Annotated in this window: 26 protein-coding genes and 1 riboswitch; of the genes, 19 read left to right on the top strand and 7 right to left on the bottom strand. The window is 67.9% G+C overall.

Annotation, left to right across the window (positions count from 1 at the left end; all coding sequences use genetic code 11):
* Nucleotide 1: 1 nt before the first annotated feature.
* From DZC73_RS05975 to DZC73_RS05965, 3 genes are read left to right on the top strand one after another with little or no spacing between them, the layout of a single operon-like run.
* Complete coding sequence (locus DZC73_RS05975; protein WP_124539237.1) at nt 2–1,120, top strand: MBL fold metallo-hydrolase; 1,119 nt, start codon at nt 2–4, stop codon at nt 1,118–1,120.
* A gap of 15 nt (nt 1,121–1,135) precedes the next feature.
* Entirely contained in the window at nt 1,136–2,344 is a 1,209-nt protein-coding gene (purT, locus tag DZC73_RS05970; protein ID WP_124539236.1) for a formate-dependent phosphoribosylglycinamide formyltransferase, read from the top strand.
* Between the two features lie 6 nt (nt 2,345–2,350).
* Nucleotides 2,351–2,746 carry a PPC domain-containing DNA-binding protein gene (locus DZC73_RS05965; RefSeq protein ID WP_124539235.1) on the top strand — a complete coding sequence of 132 codons (396 nt, stop codon included), beginning with the start codon at nt 2,351–2,353 and terminating at the stop codon, nt 2,744–2,746.
* On the opposite strand, the gene DZC73_RS05960 is transcribed toward DZC73_RS05965, so the two are convergent.
* Nucleotides 2,733–3,080, bottom strand: a complete 348-nt coding sequence (locus tag DZC73_RS05960) for a hypothetical protein (RefSeq protein WP_124539234.1) — start codon at nt 3,078–3,080, stop codon at nt 2,733–2,735. The genes DZC73_RS05965 and DZC73_RS05960 overlap by 14 nt on opposite strands.
* 127 nt (nt 3,081–3,207) lie before the next feature.
* On the opposite strand from DZC73_RS05960, the gene DZC73_RS05955 reads away from it, so the two are divergent.
* From DZC73_RS05955 to DZC73_RS05930, 6 genes are all read left to right on the top strand, one after another.
* Nucleotides 3,208–4,074 (top strand): pirin family protein, encoded by an 867-nt coding sequence (locus tag DZC73_RS05955; RefSeq protein WP_124539233.1) that lies wholly within the window; start codon nt 3,208–3,210, stop codon nt 4,072–4,074.
* Between the two features lie 19 nt (nt 4,075–4,093).
* Complete coding sequence (locus DZC73_RS05950) at nt 4,094–4,465, top strand: VOC family protein (protein ID WP_198414784.1); 372 nt, start codon at nt 4,094–4,096, stop codon at nt 4,463–4,465.
* A 2-nt stretch (nt 4,466–4,467) separates the two neighbouring features.
* Nucleotides 4,468–4,692 (top strand): DUF3565 domain-containing protein, encoded by a 225-nt coding sequence (locus DZC73_RS05945; protein ID WP_124539232.1) that lies wholly within the window; start codon nt 4,468–4,470, stop codon nt 4,690–4,692.
* 129 nt (nt 4,693–4,821) lie between these two features.
* A complete protein-coding gene (locus tag DZC73_RS05940) occupies nt 4,822–5,373 on the top strand; it encodes a YbhB/YbcL family Raf kinase inhibitor-like protein (protein WP_124539231.1) in 552 nt (183 codons plus the stop codon).
* Nucleotides 5,370–6,242: a helix-turn-helix transcriptional regulator gene (locus DZC73_RS05935; protein ID WP_124539230.1), complete on the top strand. Its 873-nt coding sequence runs from the start codon at nt 5,370–5,372 to the stop codon at nt 6,240–6,242. Before DZC73_RS05940 ends, DZC73_RS05935 begins: the two co-directional genes overlap by 4 nt.
* A gap of 23 nt (nt 6,243–6,265) precedes the next feature.
* Entirely contained in the window at nt 6,266–6,907 is a 642-nt protein-coding gene (locus DZC73_RS05930) for a glutathione S-transferase family protein (protein WP_124539229.1), read from the top strand.
* A gap of 6 nt (nt 6,908–6,913) precedes the next feature.
* On the opposite strand, the gene arr is transcribed toward DZC73_RS05930, so the two are convergent.
* From arr to DZC73_RS05915, 3 genes are read right to left on the bottom strand one after another with little or no spacing between them, the layout of a single operon-like run.
* Entirely contained in the window at nt 6,914–7,321 is a 408-nt protein-coding gene (arr, locus tag DZC73_RS05925; protein WP_235835001.1) for an NAD(+)--rifampin ADP-ribosyltransferase, read from the bottom strand.
* Nucleotides 7,322–7,325: 4 nt separating this feature from the next.
* Nucleotides 7,326–8,204 carry a class I SAM-dependent methyltransferase gene (locus DZC73_RS05920; RefSeq protein ID WP_124539227.1) on the bottom strand — a complete coding sequence of 293 codons (879 nt, stop codon included), beginning with the start codon at nt 8,202–8,204 and terminating at the stop codon, nt 7,326–7,328.
* Between the two features lie 54 nt (nt 8,205–8,258).
* Nucleotides 8,259–9,305 carry a MerR family transcriptional regulator gene (locus DZC73_RS05915; protein ID WP_161974469.1) on the bottom strand — a complete coding sequence of 349 codons (1,047 nt, stop codon included), beginning with the start codon at nt 9,303–9,305 and terminating at the stop codon, nt 8,259–8,261.
* A gap of 147 nt (nt 9,306–9,452) precedes the next feature.
* Between DZC73_RS05915 and DZC73_RS05910 the strand changes: the two genes are divergently transcribed.
* The gene (locus DZC73_RS05910) at nt 9,453–9,917 is read left to right on the top strand and encodes a CreA family protein (RefSeq protein ID WP_124539225.1); all 465 of its coding nucleotides are present in this window, start codon (nt 9,453–9,455) and stop codon (nt 9,915–9,917) included.
* Between the two features lie 371 nt (nt 9,918–10,288).
* Here the strand turns inward: DZC73_RS05910 and DZC73_RS05905 are convergent, their stop codons facing one another.
* The 3 genes from DZC73_RS05905 to DZC73_RS05895 form a co-directional block, all read right to left on the bottom strand.
* Nucleotides 10,289–10,873, bottom strand: a complete 585-nt coding sequence (locus tag DZC73_RS05905) for a hypothetical protein (RefSeq protein ID WP_124539224.1) — start codon at nt 10,871–10,873, stop codon at nt 10,289–10,291.
* 221 nt (nt 10,874–11,094) lie between these two features.
* Nucleotides 11,095–13,263: an amylo-alpha-1,6-glucosidase gene (locus tag DZC73_RS05900; RefSeq protein ID WP_124539223.1), complete on the bottom strand. Its 2,169-nt coding sequence runs from the start codon at nt 13,261–13,263 to the stop codon at nt 11,095–11,097.
* A 31-nt stretch (nt 13,264–13,294) separates the two neighbouring features.
* Nucleotides 13,295–14,362: a glycosyltransferase family 4 protein gene (locus DZC73_RS05895; protein ID WP_124539222.1), complete on the bottom strand. Its 1,068-nt coding sequence runs from the start codon at nt 14,360–14,362 to the stop codon at nt 13,295–13,297.
* Between the two features lie 109 nt (nt 14,363–14,471).
* A riboswitch (cobalamin riboswitch) is annotated at nt 14,472–14,710 on the top strand.
* Between the two features lie 127 nt (nt 14,711–14,837).
* On the opposite strand from DZC73_RS05895, the gene cobU reads away from it, so the two are divergent.
* The 9 genes from cobU to cobS all read left to right on the top strand — a co-directional run bounded on the left by cobU (nt 14,838) and on the right by cobS (nt 22,933).
* Entirely contained in the window at nt 14,838–15,392 is a 555-nt protein-coding gene (cobU, locus tag DZC73_RS05890; protein ID WP_124539221.1) for a bifunctional adenosylcobinamide kinase/adenosylcobinamide-phosphate guanylyltransferase, read from the top strand.
* Entirely contained in the window at nt 15,389–16,252 is an 864-nt protein-coding gene (locus tag DZC73_RS05885) for an ABC transporter substrate-binding protein (RefSeq protein ID WP_124539220.1), read from the top strand. Before cobU ends, DZC73_RS05885 begins: the two co-directional genes overlap by 4 nt.
* Before the next feature lie 68 nt (nt 16,253–16,320).
* On the top strand, nt 16,321–17,304 hold the full coding sequence (locus DZC73_RS05880; RefSeq protein ID WP_124539533.1) for a FecCD family ABC transporter permease: 984 nt from the start codon (nt 16,321–16,323) through the stop codon (nt 17,302–17,304).
* A 58-nt stretch (nt 17,305–17,362) separates the two neighbouring features.
* The gene (locus tag DZC73_RS05875; RefSeq protein ID WP_124539219.1) at nt 17,363–18,130 is read left to right on the top strand and encodes an ABC transporter ATP-binding protein; all 768 of its coding nucleotides are present in this window, start codon (nt 17,363–17,365) and stop codon (nt 18,128–18,130) included.
* A 4-nt stretch (nt 18,131–18,134) separates the two neighbouring features.
* Nucleotides 18,135–18,809, top strand: coding sequence for an adenine nucleotide alpha hydrolase (locus DZC73_RS05870; protein ID WP_161974468.1), 675 nt, complete (start codon nt 18,135–18,137; stop codon nt 18,807–18,809).
* Nucleotides 18,806–20,296, top strand: coding sequence for a cobyric acid synthase (locus DZC73_RS05865; RefSeq protein WP_124539217.1), 1,491 nt, complete (start codon nt 18,806–18,808; stop codon nt 20,294–20,296). The genes DZC73_RS05870 and DZC73_RS05865 overlap by 4 nt, the downstream gene beginning before the upstream one ends.
* Nucleotides 20,293–21,096: a helical backbone metal receptor gene (locus DZC73_RS05860; RefSeq protein ID WP_124539216.1), complete on the top strand. Its 804-nt coding sequence runs from the start codon at nt 20,293–20,295 to the stop codon at nt 21,094–21,096. Before DZC73_RS05865 ends, DZC73_RS05860 begins: the two co-directional genes overlap by 4 nt.
* Nucleotides 21,093–22,124, top strand: a complete 1,032-nt coding sequence (gene cobT / locus DZC73_RS05855) for a nicotinate-nucleotide--dimethylbenzimidazole phosphoribosyltransferase (RefSeq protein ID WP_124539215.1) — start codon at nt 21,093–21,095, stop codon at nt 22,122–22,124. The genes DZC73_RS05860 and cobT overlap by 4 nt, the downstream gene beginning before the upstream one ends.
* Nucleotides 22,121–22,933, top strand: coding sequence for an adenosylcobinamide-GDP ribazoletransferase (gene cobS / locus DZC73_RS05850; protein WP_124539214.1), 813 nt, complete (start codon nt 22,121–22,123; stop codon nt 22,931–22,933). Before cobT ends, cobS begins: the two co-directional genes overlap by 4 nt.
* The last annotated feature ends 29 nt before the right edge of the window (nt 22,934–22,962 follow it).

Below are 22,962 nucleotides of genomic sequence, written 5' to 3'. Positions count from 1 at the left end.
CATGAAGTCATTCGGCAAGCGACCCGAGGGTGAGCGCCTGGAGCGCATGAAGGCCTCGCCACGGTGGGCGGGCGAGGGTTTCCGCAACGTGCATCCCGTGCTGCCCGGCCTGCGCGATCCGTCGCAGAAGGTGGCCATCAGCGAATTCCTGTGCGGTGGCGTGCGGCGCGTGCCCAAGGGTCCCTTGCCCTCGCTGAACCCGCTGGACACCTGGCTCCGCGCCCCATCCACCGGCCTGCGTGCCACGTGGCTCGGCCACTCCACCGTGCTCGTCGAGATCGACGGCCTGCGCGTGTTGACCGACCCGGTGTGGGGACTGCGTGCCTCGCCTTCCACCCTCGCAGGCCCCAAGCGCTTCCAACCCGTGCCTGTGGCGCTGCGCGAGTTGCCGCCGCTGGATGCAGTGATCGTCTCGCACGACCACTACGACCACCTCGACTACCCCACCATCCGCGAGATGGCACGCATGGACGTGCCCTTCGTCACTTCGCTGGGCGTCGGCGCGCACCTGGAGGCCTTCGGTGTGCGGCCTTCGCTCATCACCGAGCTGGACTGGTGGGAGAGCTGGCGTTCGCCCAAGGCGGAGCTGAGCATCACGGCCGCGCCGTCGCAGCACTTCTCGGGGCGGGGGCTGAAGGACCGCAACAGCACGCTGTGGTCCTCCATGGTCATCCACACGCCCCGGCACAAGGTGTTCTTCAGTGGCGACACGGGCCTCACGACCGAGTACGAGGTCATCCGCGAACGGCTCGGGCCCTTCGACCTCGTGATGCTGGAGGTCGGCGCCTTCCATCCGTCGTGGGGCGACATCCACCTGGGGCCTGAGAACGCACTGAAGGCCTTGCAGCTGCTGGGCGGCGGGGCCTTCCTGCCGGTGCACTGGGGCACCTTCAGCCTGGCCCTGCATGCCTGGGACCAGCCGGTGCAGACCCTCTTCGAGCAGGCGCCCAGGCAGGGCGTGCAGCTCGTGCTGCCGCAGCTGGGCGAAGCGGTGGAACCCTCGACGGTGGACCGCGTGACGCCGTGGTGGCGCGGGGTGGATACGATGGAAGGTCCCGGCCTGCCTGAGGACGAGGCGAAGAAGCCGCTGCCCAAGGCCATGCCCTTTCCCGTGGATTGAATCGACGACATGACCATGACAACACCGACCCTCGGCACACCACTGTCCCCCACCGCCACCCGCGTCATGCTCCTGGGCGCCGGCGAACTCGGCAAGGAAGTGCTCATCGCCTTGCAGCGCCTGGGCGTGGAGACCATCGCGGTCGACCGCTACGAGAACGCACCCGGCCAGCAGGTGGCGCATCACGCCCGCACCATCGCGATGAGCGACCCGGCCGCCTTGCGCACGCTGATCGAGACCGAGAAGCCGATGGTGGTCGTGCCCGAGATCGAGGCCATCGCCACGCCCATGCTCGAAGAGCTCGAAGCGCGCGGCGTGGTGCGCGTGATTCCCACGGCACGTGCGGCACGCCTCACCATGGACCGCGAAGGCATCCGCCGCCTCGCGGCCGAGACGCTGAAGCTGCCCACCAGCCCGTACAAGTTCTGCGATTCGCTGGACGAGCTGCAGGCCGCGATCGACGGCGGCATCGGCTACCCCTGCATCGTCAAGCCGGTGATGAGCAGCTCCGGCAAGGGCCAGAGCAAGATCGACGGACCGGCCGACGTGAAGAAGGCCTGGGACTACGCCATGGCCGGCGGCCGCGTGAGCCACGGCCGCGTCATCGTCGAAGGTTTCATCGACTTCGACTACGAGATCACGCAGCTCACCGTGCGTGCAGTGGGTGCGGATGGACTGGTCGAGACGCACTTCTGCGAACCCATCGGCCACATCCAGGTCAGCGGCGACTACGTGGAAAGCTGGCAGCCGCACCCGATGGCCAGCAAGGCCTTGCAGCGCTCGCGCGAGATCGCCAAGGCCGTGACCGACAACCTGGGTGGCCAGGGCATCTTCGGCGTGGAGCTGTTCGTCAAGGGCGACGAAGTGTGGTTCAGCGAGGTGAGCCCGCGTCCGCACGACACCGGCATGGTGACGATGTGCACGCAATGGCAGAACGAGTTCGAGCTGCATGCGCGCGCCATCCTCGGCCTGCCGGTGAACACGGCGCTCAAGAGCCCGGGCGCGAGTGCGGTGGTCTATGGCGGCGTCGAAGGCAAGGGCGTGGTGTTCGACGGCGTGGCCGAAGCGCTGCGCGTGCCCAACACCGACGTGCGCCTGTTCGGCAAGCCCGAAAGCTTCACGAAGCGCCGCATGGGCGTGGCCCTCGCGTTCGATGCGGACGTGGAGACCGCGAGGACCCGTGCGAAGGAAGCCGCCGGCAAGATCAAGCCTCGCCTGCCCTGAGTGGCCATGCGCGCCTTGCCGCTGCGACTGACACCGGGCCAGGACCTGCGCCTGGCCCTGCAGGAAGCTCTGGCGGCCGATGGCGCGCAGGCGGCGTTCGTGGTGAGCGGCATCGGCAGCCTCGCACTCGCGCAGCTGCGCATGGCGGGGGCGCAGGAATCGCTGAGCCTTGAGGAAGACCTGGAGATCCTCACCTTGTCGGGCAGCGTCACCCCCACGGCCACGCACCTGCACATCAGCGTGTCGCGCGCCGACGGCAGCGTGCTGGGCGGGCACGTCGGCCCTGGCTGCACCGTGCGCACCACCGCCGAGGTGCTGCTGGCCGTGCTGCCTGGGTGGCGCTTCACCCGCGAGCGCGACGAGGCAACCGGGTGGGACGAACTGGTGATCAGTCGCTCTTGAGGCGCTCGCGCACGGCCTGCGGCAGGAACCAGGTGAATGCCTTCATCATCAGCTCGACCTGCGTCGCGGCCTGGCGCTGCATCTGCTCCACCATGCTGTCGTAGACGCCGCCTTCGGCCTCGCCCTGGAAGCGCTCGGTGCGCAGCTTGCCGTTGCTGAACGTGGTCCGCTGCGAACGCACCTGCGTGCGACCGCCTTCGGAACTCCATTCGGTGACGCTGTAGTGGAAACTGAAGAAGGGGTTCCAGGCCTTGAAGGGTGAGGCCGGTTCCAGGGCCTGCTCATCGGCGTCGATCAGCTCGGTGCCCGTCTTGGCGATGTCGTGTGAACTCATGCGTTTCTCCTGCATCGGCAACTCAAACCATTCTAGGAAGCGTCGCGCCACGCACCGTGCAATGACCCATCGCGGTGCCGGGTCGTGCGCTGCGGTAGGCTGCGGTTTGCCACGCAAGGAACACGCCATGCTCGACACCGTCATCGATGCCCGCCATGCCGATCTCGGCCATGGATTGCTGGTCCGCCGCATCCTGCCGTTTGCCAAGCGGCGCATGGTTGGGCCCTTCATCTTCCTGGACCATGCCGGCCCGGTGAAACTCCCGCCCGAATCGGCGCGCCAGGCGGACGTGAGGCCGCATCCGCACATCGGCCTGTCGACGGTGAGCTACCTGCTGGGCGGCGCGGTGACCCACCGCGACAGCCTGGGCAAGGAGCAGATCATCCGTCCCGGCGACGTCAACTGGATGACGGCGGGCAAGGGCATCTCGCACTCCGAACGGTTCGAGGACCCGGCGGCGTTCTCCGGCACGGGGCTGGAGCTGCTGCAGTCGTGGGTGGCGCTGCCCGTGGAGCATGAGGAGACCGAGCCGGCATTCGACCACTACGCCATGCAGGTGCTGCCCGAGGCACGCGAAAGCGGTGTGTGGATGCGCGTGATCGCGGGCGAGGCGTTCGGCCTGCGCAGTCCGGTGCGCACGCATTCGCCGCTGTTCTATGTGCATGTGGAACTGGATGCCGGGGCGCAGCTTGGCATGCCCAAGGGCCACACCGAGCGCGCGGCGTATGTGGTGAAGGGACGCGTCGAGATGGGCGGCCATGCCTACGTGCCCGGGCAGATGCTGGTGGTGACGGCAGGCAGCCTGCAGAGCCTGAAGGCGCTGGAGCCCTCCACCGTGATGCTGCTGGGCGGCGAGCCGGTGGGCGAGCGCCACATCTTCTGGAACTTCGTGTCCTCGCGCCTGGAGCGCATCGAGCAGGCCAAGGCGGATTGGAAGGCGGGGCGCATGGCCTTGCCGCCGAATGACAACAAGGAATTCATTCCCTTGCCTTGATCGGGACGGAGAACAGCGCATGAGCGACCTTGTGCCTGGGCCCGTGATGGCGGTGATGGTCCACGTTGCTGATCCCGATGCGGCGTTGGCTTGGTATCGGCAAGCCTTCCCGTCTGCCGTGCTCAAGCATGTTGCCGAGCCGCATCGGTTCAGATGTCTGGATGTCGATGGCGTGCAGCTCGAATTGGTGCCCGCCGATGAAAAGGTTGGCGCCGGTGCTCGTGGCAGCGTGGTGTATTGGCGCGTGACAGCCTTTGATGAAGCCTTGGCACGAATCGTTGCCCTGGGCGCTCGTGCCTATCGTGGTCCCATGGACATCGAGGATGGCATGCGCATGGGACAGGTTCTCGACCCGTGGGGCAACTGCATTGGGTTGAGGGGACCTCGCTGACCATGGAACGAAAGATCGTCGGCTTTCATCTCGATGAAGAGAACGACTGGGTGGCCGAGCTGGAGTGCGGCCACAACCAGCATGTGCGCCACAACCCGCCGTGGATCAACCGGCCCTGGGTGGTGACACCCGAGGGGCGGGCGAAGGTGTTGGGGCAGGTGCTCAAGTGCAAGAGGTGTGATGACGGGGCGCCGAGGGATTGGTTCTCATCGGACCAGCCAGCGTGATGGTGCTGAGGGGTCGTGTCATCAAGCCATGGCAATTCGATCGGAACGGCACGAAAGTCGACTGGCATGGCACTGAACCCAAGTGCATCGAAACCTAGACTGACCGTGTTCCCACTCACCAGCACGGACATGCTTGAAATCATCACTTCCCTCTTGCTTCCCCTGGCCGGCATCGTCGCGGATGGCGGCGGTGGTGCTGCCGCCTTCGCCGTCAGCAGCCCCGACATGGCGGACGGCAAGGTCGCACGAGCCCAGTTCGCCAACATCATGGGCGGGCCGGGCGACAACATCTCGCCGCAGATCGAATGGCGTGGCGCGCCGGCCAGCGCGAAGAGCTTCGTCGTCACCATGTACGACCCCGATGCGCCGACGGGCAGCGGCTGGTGGCATTGGGTCGTTGCGAACATTCCGTCGACGGCCAATGCATTGGCACGTGGCGCCGGAACCAATCCCGCATCGCTTCCGGCAGGCGCCGTCCAGGTCAACACCGACATGGGCGTGCCCGGCTATGGCGGCCCGCTGCCGCCGCCGGGCCAGACGCATCGCTACGTCATCACCGTGACGGCACTCGACGTGCCCCGGCTCGACCTGCCTCCCACCGCGACGCCGGCCTTGCTGGCCTTCATGATGCTGGGCCACACGGTGGGCAAGGCCACCTTCACCGCACAGGGCTCGCGTTGAACGAACGCATCGTCACGCCGCCGGATGCTTCGGCGCTCGCCCGGGAGCTCAACGTCCGGCCGGGTGTGGGCGTCGCTGCCCACATCCTGCAAGGCCGCGGGCTGGAGATTCTTCGCGTCCGCGTGGAGTACCCGACCTTGATCCTCGTCGACAGAGGCATCAAGGCCGTGAAGGTAGAGCGCGGCAGCGGCGTCCGGGCGTTTCGCGGCCAGGGCATCGTGATCGCGGGCAACCAGACCGTCGACTTCACGAACTCGGTGCCCGACGGCAGCCACTACGAAGCCCGCTGGCTGCTCTTTGACCCGGCCTTGCTCGATGACGCCTACTACCTCGCAAGAGCGGGGCAGGTCGAGCTTCCTGGCCGCGCTTCGGCGGCGGCTCGACTGCTGTCCCATGTGCCGCAGGGCCTGGCGGGTGCGTTCGAGAACGCCCGCCAGGCACTGGCACCTGCCGCAGGAATTCCGGACGCCATCGCGCGCCAGAGGGCGCTCGAAGTCATGCACTGGTTGCTGGAAGACGGCATCGTCTTGCGCAGTTCACCTGCCAACCCGAGCGTCTCGGTCAAGGTCCGCGCATTGATCGCGGGTCGCCTGGAAGGTGCATGGACCGCGGACCGCGTGGCCAGCGAACTGGCCTTGTCGGAGGCGACGCTGCTTCGCCGCCTGGCCGCGGAAAACACGTCGCTCACTGAGCTGCTGGTGGACGCCCGCATGTCCACCGCGCTCACGCTGCTTCAGGCCACGGCGCAGCCCGTGTCCGACATCGCGCTCTCGGTGGGCTACGAATCGCCTTCTCGCTTTGCCGTTCGATTCCGCCAGCGCTTCGGCTTCGCGCCGACCGCCGTGCGTGGCCATGAGCGCGACCATTGAAACCACCGACCCCTGGACACCCCATGATCAGAATCCATCACCTCGGACACGCCCAGTCCGAACGCATCATCTGGCTTTGCGAAGAGCTGGGCCTTGCGTACGAACTTCGGCACTACACGCGGGACCCGGTCACCTTGCTGTCACCGCCCGAGCTCAAGGCGCTGCATCCTCTGGGCGCCGCGCCCTTGATCGAAGACGGTGACCTGCAACTGGCCGAGTCGGCTGCGATCGTCGAGTACATCATCGTGAAGCACGGTGGCGGCCGACTCAAGCCCGGGCCCGAGCATCCGGACTACGCAGACTTTCTCTACTGGTTCCATTTCGCCAACGGCAACCTGCAGCCGGCGATGGGTCGCGTGATGTTCCTCAGCCGGCTTCAGCTTCCTGCGGACCATCCGGTGCTGGCATCGGTGCGAGGCCGGCTCGACCGGATCGTGGCCCTGCTGGAGGAACGCCTGGGCCGCGTCCCCTACCTCGCGGGACGCGAGTTCACCGCGGCCGACATCATGAGCGTGTTCTCGCTCACGACGATGCGGCTGTTCCAGCCCCTGGATCTGGCGCCCTGGCCGAACATCCGCGCCTACCTGCAACGCATCGGCGAGCGGCCGGCGTATCGGCGCGCGATGGCCAAGGGGGATCCGGATCTGGTGCCGATGCTGGCGTGAGCATCCTCACTCCTCGATGGCCTCGACACCACGCTGCTTGAGTTTCTCAAGGTGGTCGCGCATTTCCTTGAGCCGTTCGGCGGAGTGCCCCTTCCAATCGGTGACCTCGCCGACGACTCGAAACGGATCCCGGGAACGGTAGGACTGTGTGGGGTTGCCGGGATACCGCTTGTTCGTCAGATTGGGGTCGTCTTCGATGGGACCGGTTGGTTCGACGATGTAGATCCGGCCCCGCCCTGTGCCGACGGCCAGCTCGGCGCCCCAGATGGCCGCATCCAGCGTGGCGCTCAGGTAGACGAAATTCGCCTGCTTCCGGCTTCCGTAGTTGGAATCGAAGCCTGGTTCGATCAGGTCTCCCACGGTCAGGTCGGCTTTCGTGCCGTGGTAGTAGGTGGGGGCTGCAGGGCTGTCCACCGGCTCACACCCCTGCACACATCACGCGGAACGCTCCGCCCGTCCTCAACCCATCCTTGCGCCGCGCCAGGTACCGCGCGTTCAGATCCGCCGCATCCCAGCTCTTGATCGACGTGAACCCGAGCGCGTTCAGTTCCGCCTGGAACGGCACCGGGTCGAAGTGGCATTTCCACGGCTCACCCTCGTCGGTGATGATGCGCCGCAGGTATTCATCGATCACCCGCTCGATCGGATTCAGCGTCGCGGGCGGCGCGCGGTAGTCGAAAGTCACGCTGCTGCCTGCGGGCATGCCGGCCACGAAACGCAGGGTGTTGATCACTGCCTCGCGCTCCAAGTACACCGTCACGCCCAGCCATGAGAAGCAGGTCGGCTGGTCCATGCGCAGACCTGATGCCGCGAGCTGCTCGCCCAGGCTGTCGCGCTCGAAATCCACCGGCACGAAGCGCATCGAATCGGGCACGCGGATGCCGGTCTCGGCAAGTTGCCTCTGCTTCCACACCTGCGTGGACGGATGGTCCACCTCGTAGACCATCAGCCCCTGCGGCGTGTGGACGTTGCGGTAGGCGAAGGTGTCCAGCCCCGCGCCCAGCACCACGTACTGCCTCACGCCGGCCTTCACCGCCCGAGCCAGTTCATCTTCGGCCGCGCGGCTGCGCACCACCAGGGCCGCGCGCAGCCCGCGCGACAGCGGGTCGTTGTACTGGAAGGGGTCTTCGCGCACCTGTGCTTCGAGTGCCGCGCCGAGGATGGGCAGCGCCACCGGATCCTCGAAGACGATGGGTTCGTCCAGCAGCTGATGCGCCCCGCGCAGCGTGGCCACGCGCAAGGCGGAGCGGCTGGGTTCGCCGGTCTGGATGATGTTGATGTCGGACGTCGTGTTCATCGGCACTCCTGGTTGATCGCATCAGAAAGAGGGTCTGTCCACGACTCTCGGGGCTCACGTGGTGTGAGGGTCAAGTCCTTTCTCGGTTTCCCGCGGCTGCTGCAGGTCGGCCATGGCCTGGCGGATGAACTCGCGCTGCTGTTGGCTGAGCACCGCCCCCTCGCGCAGCAGCGGTTCGGTGTCGAAGGCCTTCACCAGCCGGGCCTGGAGGTCCGCGTCGCCGCGGACCATGCGGTTCATGAGTTCGAACCAGCGCTGCGCCATCTCGCGCGCCTTCGGCGAATCGGGGCGCAGGCCCTCATCCATCAGCACCCGGAGCTCAGCGGCATATTGGCGGCATTGCGGATCCAGGGTCTTGTCCATCCGCGCAACGTCTTCCGGCGAGAGATGCCGGTGCAGCGCCGCCAAGCGCATCTCGACGGCCTTGCCGATGTAGTCGATGACGTCCAGGTCGATGCCGTGCCGCCCACGCGCCTGCACTTCCTCGCGGTACATGCGGCCCCAGCGGATCAGGCGGTCCATGTCGCCTTCCATCCAGCGGATCGAGAGGTCCATCCAGCGGCGCGCCAAGGGCTGGACGCTGAGGTCGGTCGGGGGCACGCCCAGCGCCATCTGCTCGCGGATCTGCGCCGTCAGCGGCTGCCATTCCGACTCCATGCGCTTCAAGTTCTGCAGGATGGTCTTGAGCTCGTCGGCTGCGAAGTACTTGCCGTAGGTGGACATGAGCGACAGCGTGTCCAGCCAGTCGCTGACGCTGGGCGTGCTGCCGGTGGCCATGGCGGCCTGCACCAGCGTCAACCGCGCGCGCAGTTCGCTGGCCTGCTCGATCTCGCGGTCCAGCGCCTGGATCTGCCGCTCGACGATGGCCGGCAGCGTGGCGCCGTCGCAGGCCAGCATCTCGCCCACTTCCGACAGCGGCAGGCCCAGCTTGCGCAGGGCCTGGATGGCATGCAGTCGTGCGACGTCGGCGCGGTCGTACAGCCGGTAGCCGCTTTCCGAGCGCACGGAAGGCACGAGCAGGCCGATTTCGTCGTAGTGGTGCAAGGTGCGAACGGTGAGGCCGCTCCGCTTGGCGAGTTCGCCGACTTTCAGCAGTGACATGGACTCCCCTCGCCATGGCATGTGTGATGAGCGCCAGTATGAACCCTGACGTTACGTGAGGGTCCAGCTTTCCAGCGCGGCGCCAATGGCCTTTGGCCCGACTTCGGTAAGCTCGCGCCATCTCTGGCTCCCCACGGGACTTTCGCGATGCGCCGCTTCCTCCCCCTCGTCCTGCTGCCCCTGGCTGTGGCCGCCCGTGCCGACTCGATCGGCGAGGTGGACACGGTGTTCAAGCTGATCGGCCCCGACCACAAGATCGTGGTCGACGCCTACGACGACCCGAAGGTCAACGGCGTCACGTGCTACGTGTCCCGCGCCAAGACCGGCGGCATCTCGGGAGCGCTGGGGCTGGCCGAAGACAAGGCCGAAGCCTCCATCGCCTGTCGGCAGGTCGGGCCGATCAGCTTCTCCAAGCCGCTGCCTCAGCAGGAGGAGGTGTTCAATGAGCGGCTGAGCCTGGTGTTCAAGAAGCTGCGCATCGTGCGGATGGTGGACAAGAAGCGCAACACGCTGGTGTACCTCACGTATTCGGATCGGGTCATTGAAGGGTCGCCGAAGAACTCGGTGACGGCGGTGGCTGTGGATCGGGATATGCAGATTCCCTTGCGCTGAGGGGGGCGCGGCAGGCGGCATGGGCCAGGGGCAGCGGCTGTGGCGGTCGGCGCGTAGCGCCGACTTCGCTGTGCTGCTCGCACCGAGGGGTGTGCCGCAGAACTCGCTACGCGCCCCTGCGGTGCGCTGCGCTCAAACAGCCGCGGCAAGCTAGAAGACGAAGCGCGCTGCGCGCGCCACCCCTCGGTGCTGCGCTGCTCGCCGCCACAGACGCAGCCCCTGGCCCATGCCGCCTGCCGCTCAACAACCGATGGGTGTGCTCGACGAGAAAACCCGAAGCCCACCCACGCCTTTGCCCCAACCAACCGAAGCAACAAAAGAAAACGGCCGCCCAAAAAGCAGCCGTTCCCAAAGAGAAGAAAGAACCCCGATCAGCCCTTGCGCTCCTGCGCATCATGCTTCTCGTGATGGATGCGCTTGCTCTGGCGGTCTTCGCTGCGCTGGATGCGCTTTTGCTCGTGCGCACCGATGTGGCCATCACGGCCCGCCACGTATTCCTTGCGGTCCACCTTCGCCTGGCCGCGCTCCAGCTTGGAAACTTCGTGGTTGGTCAGCGAGCCGTCCTTGATGCCGTTCTCGACGCGTTGCTGCTGGTTGATGTTGCGCTGCACATCGGCCTGAGCACGCTGCGAAGAGGCCGACAGCGGGTTGCCGTTCACGCCGTTGTTCTTGGCCGTGTCGATGTCGCGGCTCGCCTTGTTCTGGGCCGCACGCAGGCGGTCGCGCTCGGCGTCGGACAGCTTGCCATCCTTCAGCGCCTGCGCCTGCAGCTTGTCGACCTTGGCCTCGTCGCGTTCCAGCAGCGCGGCTTCGCGGGTGGTGATGCTGCCGTTCTGCAGCCCGGATTCGATGCGCTTTTCCTGGTTGACATCACGCTGCACAGTCGAGGCAGCGGTCTGGGCGAAGGCGCCGGCGCTCATCAGCGCGGCGATCAGGACGAGGGAATGCTTGGTCATGATGATCTCCTGGTGCGGTGGGTCTTGCTTGGTTCGCGGCCATTGCGGCCTGCATCTGAAAACGACGGCAGGGAGACATCGTTGACTGTGTGCAAACTGTCACCAGGTGAAGTTTCTTTGCCTTTGCATGAACGGTCAGCCTCTGCTCAGAAACCCGCCGCCGAAGCCCTCATCAGGCCGGCGTCCCTCGGCAACGCAGCGCAGGCGACTCTGCGTTCAATTCACACCGTGATGCGCACCGCGACCTCGCCTTGCTTGCGGATCACATCGACGCCCACGTTGTTGTCGAAGCGCTGCAGCAGCAGATCGACGCTGTGCTTGCCCACTTGCAGGTCCTTCAACTCGACCCATTGCAGGTAGTCAGGCAGCCGCGGCGAATGGAACGACACCGTACCGCTCACGGCATCGATGTCCAGCCCGAGGCAGGACTGCAGCATGCTGAACACCGACGCCGCCGCCCAGGCCTGCGGCGAGCAGGCCACCGGGTAGAGCGTCGGGCCTTCACCGGGCCGGCGCGAGAAGCCGCAGAACAGCTCGGGCAGCCGATGCTGGGTGAAGTGCAGGCTGGCATCGAACAGCCCGCTGAGCACCCGCATCGCCGCCTCGGTGTGCCCGTAGCGCGCCAGGCCCGAGGCGATGAGCGCGTTGTCGTGCGGCCAGATCGAGCCGTTGTGGTACGACATCGGGTTGTAGCGCGCCTGGCTCGTGGCAATGGTGCGGATGCCCCAGCCGCTGAAGAAGTCCGGCTCCACGAAGCGTGCGGCCATGCGCTGGGCATGCTCGGGCGAGGCAATGCCCGTCCACAGCGTGTGCCCTGCATTGGACGATGCCACGCGGCATGGCTTCTTATCGCCGTCCAGCGCGATGGCATAGATGCCCATGTCCTCGCACCAGAATGCGCTCTGGAATCGGTGCCGCAGCGTCTCCGCTTCGGTGATCAGCCGCGACGCGCGTTCCGGCTCGTGCAGCGCCGCTGCCAGGTGCGCGGCCATTTGCTTGGCTTCGTACACATAAGCCTGCACTTCGCACAGCGCGATCGGCGCGGTGGCCATGCGGCCGTCGATGTGGAAGATCGAGTCGTGCGAGTCCTTCCAGCCTTGCTGCACCAGGCCCTCGCGGCTGCGGCGTGCGTATTCGACGAAGCCGTCGCCGTCCATGTCGCCGTAGGTGTCGATCCAGGTGAGCGCGGCCAGCACGTTGGGCCACAGCGTGCGGATGAACTCGATGTCGCCCGTGCGCTTGAAGTAGGCACCCGCCAGCGCCACGAACAGCGGCGTCGCATCCACCGTGCCGTAGTAGCGCCCGAAGGGCACCTCGCCCGTCATCGCCATCTCGCTCTTGCGCGCTTCGTGCAGGATCTTCCCCGGCTCCGCATCGCGCTCCGGCTCCTCTGCCACCGCCTGCGTCGCCGCAAGGAAGGACAGCACGCCGCGTGCGAGCGACGGGTCCAGCCACAGCGCCTCGCGCGCGGTGATCAGGCCGTCGCGCCCGAAGGTGGTGGAGTACCACGGCACGCCGGCGTAGGGGTAGGGCCCGGTCGGCAGGTCGGTGGTGAGCATCACCAGGTCCGAGCGCGAGCGTTCGAGCCACAGGTCCATCAGGGGGTTGGATGTCTCCACCCGGCACTGCGCGCTCTGCTGCGAGAAGCGCGCCTGCGTGTTGAGCCGGTAGGCGCTGTCGTAGTCGCGAGCCCGGTCGAAGGACTGGCCTTCGATGTCGCAACTGATCGTGCAGTACAGATGGAACTCGGCCCCGGGCTTGAGCACGATCTGCAGCCGCGCCTCATGGCCGCTCCACGCCGTGGGCGCGGGATGCACGCAGATGCGGCTCGCGCGGCGCCGGCCGTCCAGCCCGCGATAGGCGAACACCAGCTCGTCGTGCGTCGTCTCGGTGGGCAGCATCTCGCCGCGACGTGCGCGTGGCGTGCCGCGTACCTCGAACAGGTCCACGAAGTCCGCCTCGAAGCGCAGCGCGAGCTCCAGCGTGAGCGGCTCCAGCCCGTGGTGCGCCAGGCGGATGTGCTCGTAGCAGGCCGCGTCCTTCAGCAGCTTGGCACGGAAGATGTGCACCTCGCCCTTGGGCACGGCCACGCGGCCATCCACCATGAAGTCGGGGTTCATCATCTCCACGATGAGAAGGTTGTTGCCTTCCTTCACGGTGGAGCCGAGGAACATCGGCTTCACGCCATTCAGGCCGAACTCCAGCTGCGAGAGGAAGCGCGTGTCCTCGTGGTACAGGCCCAGGCCGCTCGAACCCCAGGAGTGGATGTCGCCGAAGCGGTCGAACAGCGCGAAGGTCTCGTCGTGCTTGACGACTTGCGGGCTCTCCTCGGAACGCGCGGCGGTGGCCGCCACGTACCACTGGTCCCCGATGCGGATGCGGTCGTTCATGTCACACCTCCCAGGTGCTGGTCGTGCAAAGTCATGCTGCCTTGAGCGCGGCGGCCTGTGCGTTGTTGTCGCTGCGCGCGTCGATGAGGGCCTGGTACACCTGCAGGTAGCGGTGGGCCATGGTGTCGGCGCTGAATCGTCGCTCGAAGACTTCGCGGCAGCGTGTGCGGTCGATGCGATGGATGTTCCGGGCCGCGGCGATGGCGTCGGCCTGGTTGTCCACCACGAAGCCGGTCACGCCATGCTTGATCACTTCGGGCACCGAGCCGCGCTGCCAGGCAACGACCGGCGTGCCGCAGGCCAGCGCCTCGATCATCACCAGGCCGAACGGCTCGGGCCAATCCACCGGAAAGAGCAGGGCCTTGGCTCGGCCGATGAAGTCGTTCTTCTGCGCATCGCCGATCTCGCCCACGAAATCGATGAGCGGGTGGTCCAGCAGCGGCCGGATGACCTGCTCGAAGTAGGCCTCGTCCGCCCGGTCCACCTTGGCCGCGATGCGCAGCGGCGTGCCGCAGGCGATGGCGATCCCGATGGCGCGGTCCAGGCCTTTCTCCGGTGAGACCCGTCCCACGAAGGCGAAATAGTCGCCGGGCGTTTCATGGAAACCGTACAGAGAAAGTGGCAGCCCGTGGTAGACCGTGCCGCACCAGTTGGCCTGCAACATCGGCGCGCGCTGGCTGTCGGAAATCGACACCAGCGGCATGGCCTGGAATTGCTGGTGCAGCTCCACCAGGTCGGGCAGGTCCAGCCGGCCGTGCAGCGTGGTCACGCTGGGCACGCTGAAACGCTGCGCGAGCGGGTAGTGCAGGAAGTCGATGTGCCAGTGGATGACGTCAAACCCGTGTGCCTGCGAGAACACCTCGTCGACCATCATCGTGTGGCGCATCACCCAGTCGGGCCGGCGCGGGTCTGTTCGCAGGCTGCGCTCGCACATGGGCTGCAGCGTGGCGGCGGTGTCGGAATCGCCACTCGCGAACAGGGTCACTTCATGGCCTTGCGCCACCAGGGCTTCGGTGAGGTAGGACACCACGCGCTCCGTGCCTCCATAGGCCGTGGGCGGAACACTTTCGAACAGAGGCGCGACTTGGGCGATCTTCATGGAGTCCGGCAGCGAGGTGGGAACCCTCACAGGGGCAAACGCGATGCCCGCCCCGTTGCCAAACGTACGCGGGCCGCGCGAATCCAGCTCGGTCCCCAAGGGGCCCGGCTATCATTTGCCCGTTGGTGCTCGTGCCGGTGTTCAGCCGGTGCAGTTAAACGGGAAGCAGGAAGGGCGCTGCGCGCGATGCCGCACACGCCCCAACCTGAGCTGCCCCCGCAACGGTAAGCGGATGAGGGGTCACCCCCTCCGCCCGTGTCTTCGGTCCACTGGATGCCTCGCGGCACCGGGAAGGACGCACGGGTCATGTCTGCCAGCCCGGATACCGGCCAGCAAGGCGGCGTGGCGCGAATGAGCGCTGCGCCATGAGGTGCGTGCCTGCGGGGAAGCTGGCGCTCACGTGATTCGAAGCAGGTGCTGTTTTCCGTGTTCTGCCTTCTCGCCTGGATGGACCCGCCGTTGCCGGGAGGCCGCCATGCATGAGCTCGTGCTGGGCGGCTGCAAGAGCGGCAAGTCGCGCTGCGCCGAACGGCGTGCTGCCGACTGGCTGGCGTCACCGGGGCGCAGTGCCTGCCTGCTCGCCACCGCGCTGCCGCTGGATGCCGAGATGCGCGAGCGCATCGCCCGCCATCGGCAGGACCGCGCCGCGCGGCTGCCGTCCGTCTCTGCCATCGAGGTGCCGCGCCCTCTGCCGCAGGTGCTGCGCGACATGAGCGCCGAGCACCGCATGGTGATGGTGGACTGCCTCACGCTGTGGCTCACCAACCTGATGATGCCCATGGAAGGCGAACCCATCGGCGACGACGCCTGGGCGCAGCAACAGGCTGACTTGGTCGATGCGCTGCGCGGCGCACGAGGGCCGGTGGTGCTGGTGTCCAACGAGATCGGCCTGGGTGTGATGCCCATGGGCCGCGAGGCGCGCCGCTTCCTCGATGCGCTGGGCCTGCTGCACCAGCGCGTGGCCGAGGCCTGTGCCCGCGTGACGCTGATGGTGGCCGGCCACGAGCTGGCAGTGAAGGGGCGACCATGAAGTGGTGGCTCGCACTGCTGCTGGTCCTGTCCGGCACGTGGGCCAGTGCACAGGGCATCGAGCTGCGAGACGATCGCGGCGCGCTGCATCGCCTGGTCGCACCGCCAGTGCGCGTGGTGTCGCTGCTGCCCTCGCTCACCGAAACCGTGTGCTCGCTCGGAGCCTGCGCACAACTCGTGGGCACCGACCGCTATTCCAACTGGCCTGCGGCGGTGCTGCTGCTGCCCAAGCTCGGCGGGCTGGAGGATGCCAACGTCGAACGCATCGTGGCGCTCAAGCCCGACGTGGTGCTGGCCGCGAAGTCCGCGCGCGTCATCGAACGGCTCGAATCGCTGGGGCTGCGCGTGGTGGTGCTCGAATCGCAGACGCATGCCGACGTGAAACGCAGCGTGGACCTCATCGCGAAGCTGCTGGGGCGGCCGGCGGACGCGGTGCGGCTGTGGGCGCAGATCGATCAGGACGTGGCCCGCGCCGCGGCGATGGTTCCGCCCGCGCTGCGCGGCCAGCGTGTGTACTTCGAGGTCGCGTCGGCGCCGTACGCCGCGGGCGAGGCCTCCTTCATCGGCGAGACGCTGACGCGGCTGGGCATGCGCAACGCGGTGCCCAAGGCCCTGGGGCCGTTCCCGAAGCTCAACCCGGAATTCGTGGTGCGTGCCAAGCCCGATGTCGTGATGGCCGAGCGCCGCGCCGTCGACGAGATGCCGTCGCGTCCCGGCTGGCAAGGGATCGCGGCCCTGCACGGCCGAAGCTGCGGTTTCGAGAGCAGCCGCTACGAGACGCTGATCCGCCCCGGCCCGCGCATGGGCGAGGCGGCCTTGCTGATGGCCGAGTGCCTGCAAGGGCTGGAGACGCCCAAGTGAGCGCGTTGCCGGCCATCGATGCGGTCCCGCCTGCGCTGCCGGACGATGGCGCGCGTCGTCGCCGGCTCATGCTGGTGTTGGCTGCCTTGGCCATCGCATTGACAGCGACCGGCTTGATGGTGGGCAGCCAAGGCTGGTCATGGTCCGGGTTCCGCGCTGATCTCGTGGACTCGCAGGCGGCGCTCATCCTCGGCGAGATCCGACTGCCGCGAACGCTCGGTGCGCTGCTGGTGGGCGGCCTGCTGGGGCTGGCCGGCGCATTGGCGCAGGGGCTGTTCCGCAACCCGCTGGCGGACCCGTTCCTGCTGGGCTCGGCATCGGGCGCTTCCTTCGCCGTCGTGCTGGTGCTGGCTGCGAGCAGCCTGAGCGGCCACGCCCTGGCCATCGCCACCGCGGCCATGCTCGCGCGTGCCGGCTTGGTCCTGGCCGCGTTCTTCGGTGCGCTCGTCGGCGTGCTGCTCACGCTGGTGCTGGCGCGCGGTGCGCAGGAGAGCGTGCGGCTGCTGCTGGCGGGCGTGGTGGTGGGCGTGGTGCTTGGCGCTGCGACCGACCTGTTCACCACCATCTCGCCCGAGGCCTTGCGCGGCAAGCAGGTCTTCATGCTGGGCAGCACCGGCTTCCTCGGCTGGGGCAGCGTGTGGGTGCTGCTCGCGGGGCTGGTGGGGGCCTTGCCGCTGTCGGTGCGCCTGTCGCGCGCGCTCGATGCATTGAGCCTGGGCGACGACAGTGCCGCCAGCCTGGGATTGGACCTGCCGCGCATCCGCTTCGCGCTGGTGGTGCTGCTCGCACTGTGCACCGGCATCGCCGTCTCGCAGTCGGGCCTGGTCGCCTTCGTGGGCCTGGTCTCGCCGCATCTCGTGCGCCGATATGCGCCCTCGGCCCATGCCTATGCGCTCGTGGCCAGCACCTGCGTGGGGGCGGTGCTGCTGCTGGCGGCTGACGTGCTCGCGCGTGGCCTGGTCGCGCCGGAGGAGTTGCCCGTGGGCGTGCTCACTGCCTTGCTGGGCGGCGGCTATCTGTTGTGGCTGTTGCACCGTGGGAGGGTGGCATGAGCACCGCCCGGCCGCCCGAAGGGGCTCGTACCGCAGTGCGCAGCACGGAGGTTCCCCAATGAGTGAAATAAGAACCCGTGCCTTGCGTGTCGCCCTGGGAGGACGATTGGTGCTGCGCGACGTGGCCTGCACGCTGGGCCCGGGATGGACCGCGATCGTCGGCCCCAACGGTGCCGGCAAGTCGACACTGCTGCGCACGCTGGCCGGCTTGATTCCGCCGGCCGCAGGATCGGTGCGGCTCGATGGCAATGACATCAACACACTGTCGCCGACTGAACGTGGCCGGCGCATTGCCTGGCTCGCGCAGCAGACGCCCGTGAGCGGCGAACTCACGGTGCGCGAGACTGTGCGGCTGGGGCGGCTCCCGCACATTGGCATCTTCGGTTCGCACAGTGCGCATGACGAGCAGGTCGTCGACGAAGCCATGGCCGCCACCGAATGCGGCGCGTGGCGGCATCGGCGTCTGCACGAGCTGTCTGGCGGCGAGCGCCAGCGCGTGATGCTGGCGCGCGTGCTGGCCACCGAAGCGCAGGTGCTGCTGCTGGACGAACCCACCACGCACCTGGACCCGCCGCACCAGGTGGCGCTGGCGCGCCTGTTCCGGCAGCTCGCAAAGCAGCGCACGGTGGTGAGCGTGCTGCACGACCTGTCGCTGGCCCTGCATGCAGACCGTCTGCTGGTGCTTCGCAGCGGTGCGGTGCAGGCCGTCGGCGAGCCGGGCGATGGCCAGCTGCAGGCCGCGCTCGAAGCAAGCTTCGACCATGCCGTGCGCATCGAGACGCGCGGACGCCATGCCATTGCCGTGCACGAACTGGAGGAGGATTGATCCCATGACGCCACCCAAGGCCGCGATCAGCTGGAGCGCCGGCAAGGACTCGTGCCTGGCCTGGCTGCGCACGCGCGAGGCCGGCATTCCGGTGAAGACCTTCCTGACCATGCTGGACGTGGATGGCCTGAGCAAGTCCCACGCCTTGCCGCGCGAACTCATCGTCGCGCAGGTGAGGGCGATGGGCGGGCAGTGGCAGCCCGCGGTGGCCGCACCCGGCCAGTACGCGCGCGTCTTCGCCGAGCAACTGGACAAGCTGCGCGAGACCGGGCATGACCGGCTGGTGTTCGGCGACATCGACCTGCAGGCGCACCGCGACTGGCTGGAGCCGATGTGCGAGAAGGCCGGGCTGCAGGCGGCCTTTCCGCTGTGGGGCAACAAGCGCCAGGCGCTCGCGCAGGAGATCATCGAGCGCGGCATCGAGGCCACGCTGGTGTGCGTGGATGCGCGGCGGCTGGACGAGTCCTTTGTCGGTGCGGCCTACGACCCTGCGCTGCTGCGGCGCCTGCCGGACGGCGTGTGCCCCTGCGGCGAGGACGGCGAATTCCACACCTTCGTCTGGAACGCGCCCGGCTTTGCGAAGCCGCTGGTGCTGCGGCCCCTGGAGAAACGCCGCGTCGCCGCCACGCCGCCGCTGTCGCCGGGCGAACTCATCTTTCAGACCTTGGAGCTGGCATGAACCGGGCGGCGCGCAGCCTGATGGTGTGGGGCACGTCCAGCGGCGCGGGCAAGAGCTGGCTGACCACGGCCCTGTGCCGCGTGGCACGGCGCCGCGGCATTGCGGTGGCGCCGTTCAAGGCGCAGAACATGAGCAACAACGCGCGTGTCGTGCCGGGTGGGCAGGGCGAGCCCGGCGAGATCGGCTCGGCGCAGTACTTCCAGGCGCTGGCGGCGGGCGTGCTGCCAGAGGTGGACATGAACCCCGTGCTGCTCAAGCCGGAGCGCGACACCGCGAGCCAGGTCGTGCTGCAAGGGCGGGTGGATGCCGCACTGTCGCGCATGCCATGGCGCGAGCGCAGCGACCGGCTGGCTGCCGCGGCGCGCGAGAGCTTTCACCGGCTGGCGTCGCGTCATGAACTGGTCGTCATCGAAGGTGCGGGCTCCCCGGCCGAGATCAACCTGGCCGAGCATGACTATGTGAACCTCGCCACCGCACGCTGGGCGCGCGACCTCGGAGGCTTGCAGTGCGTGCTCGTGAGCGACATCGACCGCGGCGGCGCCTTCGCCCACCTGTACGGCACCTGGGCCCTGCTGCCGCAGGACCTGAGGCACAGCCTGTCGGGCTTCGTGCTCAACAAGTTCCGCGGGGATGCCGGCTTGCTCGCACCGGGCCCGCAGCAACTGCAGGAGCTGAGCGGCGTGCCCGTCATCGGCACCTTGCCGATGCGCCGCGACCATGGCCTGCCCGAGGAGGACGGCGTGTTCGACGATGGCGCGAGCGGATCGGGCGCGGTGAAGCTGCGCGTGGCCGTCATTGCCACGCCGCACATCAGCAACCTTGATGAGTTCCAGCCGCTCAAGCGCGTGCCGGGGCTGTGGCTGGTCTGGGCGCGCACGCCGGCGGCGCTGGAGGGCGCGGACTGGATCGTGCTGCCCGGATCCAAGCAGGTCAGCGGCGATCTTGCATGGCTGCGCGCGCAGGGGCTCGACCAGGCCATCCGCGCGCATGCTGCCGCGGGCCGGCCGGTGCTGGGCATCTGCGGCGGGCTGCAGATGCTGGGCGAGCACCTGTCCGACCCTGCGGGCTTCGACGGCGAGCCGCATGCGCAGCTGGCGGGCCTGGGCCTGCTGCCGCTGGGCACGCGCTACGAAGCGTGCAAGAAGCTTGTGCGGACGCGAGCGACGTTCACCCGCACGCAAGGCGCGTGGTCCGCGCTGTCGGGCGTGGCGGCCGATGGCTACGAGATCCGCCACGGCAGCACGCAAGCCTTGTCGTCCTGCGGTGCGGTGCTGCAAGATGCGCAGGGCGAGCCCATCGGCTGGCAGCATGGGCCGGTGCTGGGCGTGTATGCCCACGGGCTCTTCGAGTCGCCCGCGGTGCTGCGGGCCCTCTTCGGCGCCGAGGTGCCATTGTTGGACGATGCCTTCGACACGCTGGCCGACATGGTGGAAGAACACATCGACGCGCGAGCCCTGGATCGCCTGCTGGGCAAGGACTGGACATGACTTCAAGCTTCGGCCCACGACGCATCGTGTGCCTCACCGAAGAGCCTACTGAATGGCTCTACCTGCTGGGCGAGGAATCGCGCATCGTGGGCATCTCGGGCTACACCGTGCGGCCACGCCGGGCGCGCGACGAGAAGCCGCGGGTGTCGGCCTTCCTCGACGGCAAGATCGACAAGATCGTCGCGCTGGAGCCGGAGCTGGTGATCGGCTTTTCCGACATGCAGGCGGTGCTGGCCGACAAGCTCATCCGCGCCGGGTTGAACGTGTGGATCACCAACCAGCGCAGCGTGGAGGAGATCTTCGGTACCTTGCGGATGATGGCCTCGCTCGTGGGCGCCAATGACAAGGCCGAGGCATGGATCACCGCATGCCGCGGTCGCCATGCGCAGATTGCCGCGGCGGCATCGGCCTGGAAGCGCCGGCCGCGCGTGTACTTCGAGGAATGGGACTCGCCGATGATCAGCGCGATCCAGTGGGTGTCGGAGCTGATCGGCATCGCGGGCGGCGACGATGTGTTTCCCGAACTGGCCGTTCAGCGCATGGGCCGCGACCGAGTGATCCAGGATGCGATGGAACCTGCGCGCCGCGCGCCGGACGTGATCGTCGGCTCCTGGTGCGGCAAGAAGTTCCGCCCCGAGCACGTGCGCGCTCGCGACGGCTGGCAGGACGTGCCGGCCGTGCGCCTCGATCGGCTGCATGAGATCAAGTCCTGCGACATCTTGCAGCCCGGGCCGGCCGCCCTGACCGACGGGCTCGAACAACTTCATCGACTCTTTGCAGATTGGAACGATCACCCATGATGTTCGACATCGCCGACCTTCACGACGATGCGCTCGCTGCCCGGCTGCAGCACCGCATCGACCGCAAGACCAAGCCGCTGGGCGCGCTGGGGCGCATCGAGTCGCTGGCGTTGCAGATCGGCCTGATCCTCGGCACCGAGGCGCCTCGGCTCCAGTCTCCGCAACTGGTGGTGTTCGCGGCCGACCATGGCATCTCAGCGCAAGGCGTGTCTGCCTACCCGCAAGAAGTGACGGTGCAGATGGTGGCGAACATGCTGGCCGGCGGTGCCGCGGTGTCGGTGTTCACGCGGCAGCACGGGCTGGCATTGACGGTGGTGGATTGCGGCGTGGCCGCTGACATCGCTGCGCAGCCGGGCCTCGTGATCGCGAAGGCGGCGAAGGGCACGGCGGATTGCACCTTGGGACGAGCGATGACACGCCAGCAATGCGAGCTGGCCATCGACCACGGTGCGGCGCTGGTCACACAGTTGCCGGGCAACGTGCTGCTGCTGGGCGAGATGGGCATTGCCAACACCTCGTCGGCGGCGATGCTGATGAGCCGCCTGACGGGCTTGCCCATCGAGCAGTGCGCCGGCCGCGGCACGGGGCTGGACGATGCCGGCCTGTCGCGCAAGGTCGAGACACTGTCGCGCGCGCTGCGCCTTCACGAGCAGGCCCGCGAGCCGCTGGATGTGCTGGCTGCGCTGGGCGGACTGGAGATCGCCACGATGGTGGGCGCCGTGATCCAGGCCGCGCACGAACGGCGCGTGATCGTGGTGGATGGCTTCATCACCACCTCGGCAGTGGCGGTGGCTGCGGCCTTGTCGCCGGCGGTTCTCGAGCGTTGCGTGTTCTCGCACTGCTCGGCCGAAAGCGGCCACGCGGCCTGGCTGTCGAAGCTCGGTGTGCGTGCCTTGCTCGACCTGGGCTTGCGCCTGGGCGAAGGCTCGGGCGCTGCGCTCGCCTGGCCGTTGCTCAAGTCTGCCGAGCTGATGCTGCAGGAGATGGCGAGCTTCGATTCGGCAGGCGTGAGCGAGAAGAACGCATGAGGCCAGTGGCCGCGCTCGTGCATGAGGTGCGGCTGGTGTTCACGGCGATCCAGTTCCTGACGCGGTGTCCGGTGCCGCCGTGGGTTGGGCACGATCCCTCGTGGCTGAACCAGTGTGTGCGGTGGTTTCCGCTGGTGGGCATGCTGGTCGGCCTGGTTGGCGCGGCGGTGTTGGTGATGGCGTCATGCCTGTGGTCCCCAGGGGTGGCCGCAGCGCTGGCGGTGGCATCGACGGTGTGGCTCACGGGGGCGTTCCACGAAGACGGGCTGGCTGACACGATGGATGCCCTGGGCGGCGCCGTGCCGCGCGAACGGGCGCTGGAGATCATGAAGGACTCGCGGATCGGCACCTATGGCGCGGTGGCCTTGGTGTTGTCGCTGGTCCTGCGCGTGGTGCTGCTCGGCAGCCTGCTCACGACGGGCGTGTGGGCAGCCGCACTGGCGCTCGTGGGCGCACACACGCTGGCGCGCGCCGCGCCGGTGGCCGTGATGGCCACCTTGCCTTACGCCGGTGACATGGACCATGCCAAGGCCAAGCCGCTGGCGACACGCGTGGGTGCTGCATCTGCGGCGACGGCCGTGGCGCTCGCAGTCCTTCTGGCCGGCGCCATGGCGTTCGTGGATGGGCGAGCCGCGACGTGGGGCATCGCCGCCGCGTGTGCCGTGCTCGCCGCAGCCGCCGCCCGTCAATGGATCCGCCAGCGCATTGGCGGGTACACGGGCGACACCCTGGGTGCCATCGAACAGGTGTGTGAGTTGGTGCTGCTGTTGGTGCTGGCTGCCGCAGTGGGTCAGCCGCTGGCGCGCTGACATGCCTGCTGGGCGCCTTCTCGCGCCAA

It is taken from the genome of Rhizobacter terrae, assembly GCF_003852895.1.
GTDB classification, from domain to species: Bacteria; Pseudomonadota; Gammaproteobacteria; order Burkholderiales; family Burkholderiaceae_C; genus Albitalea; species Albitalea terrae.
This window is presented reverse-complemented; position numbering and strand designations above follow the sequence as displayed.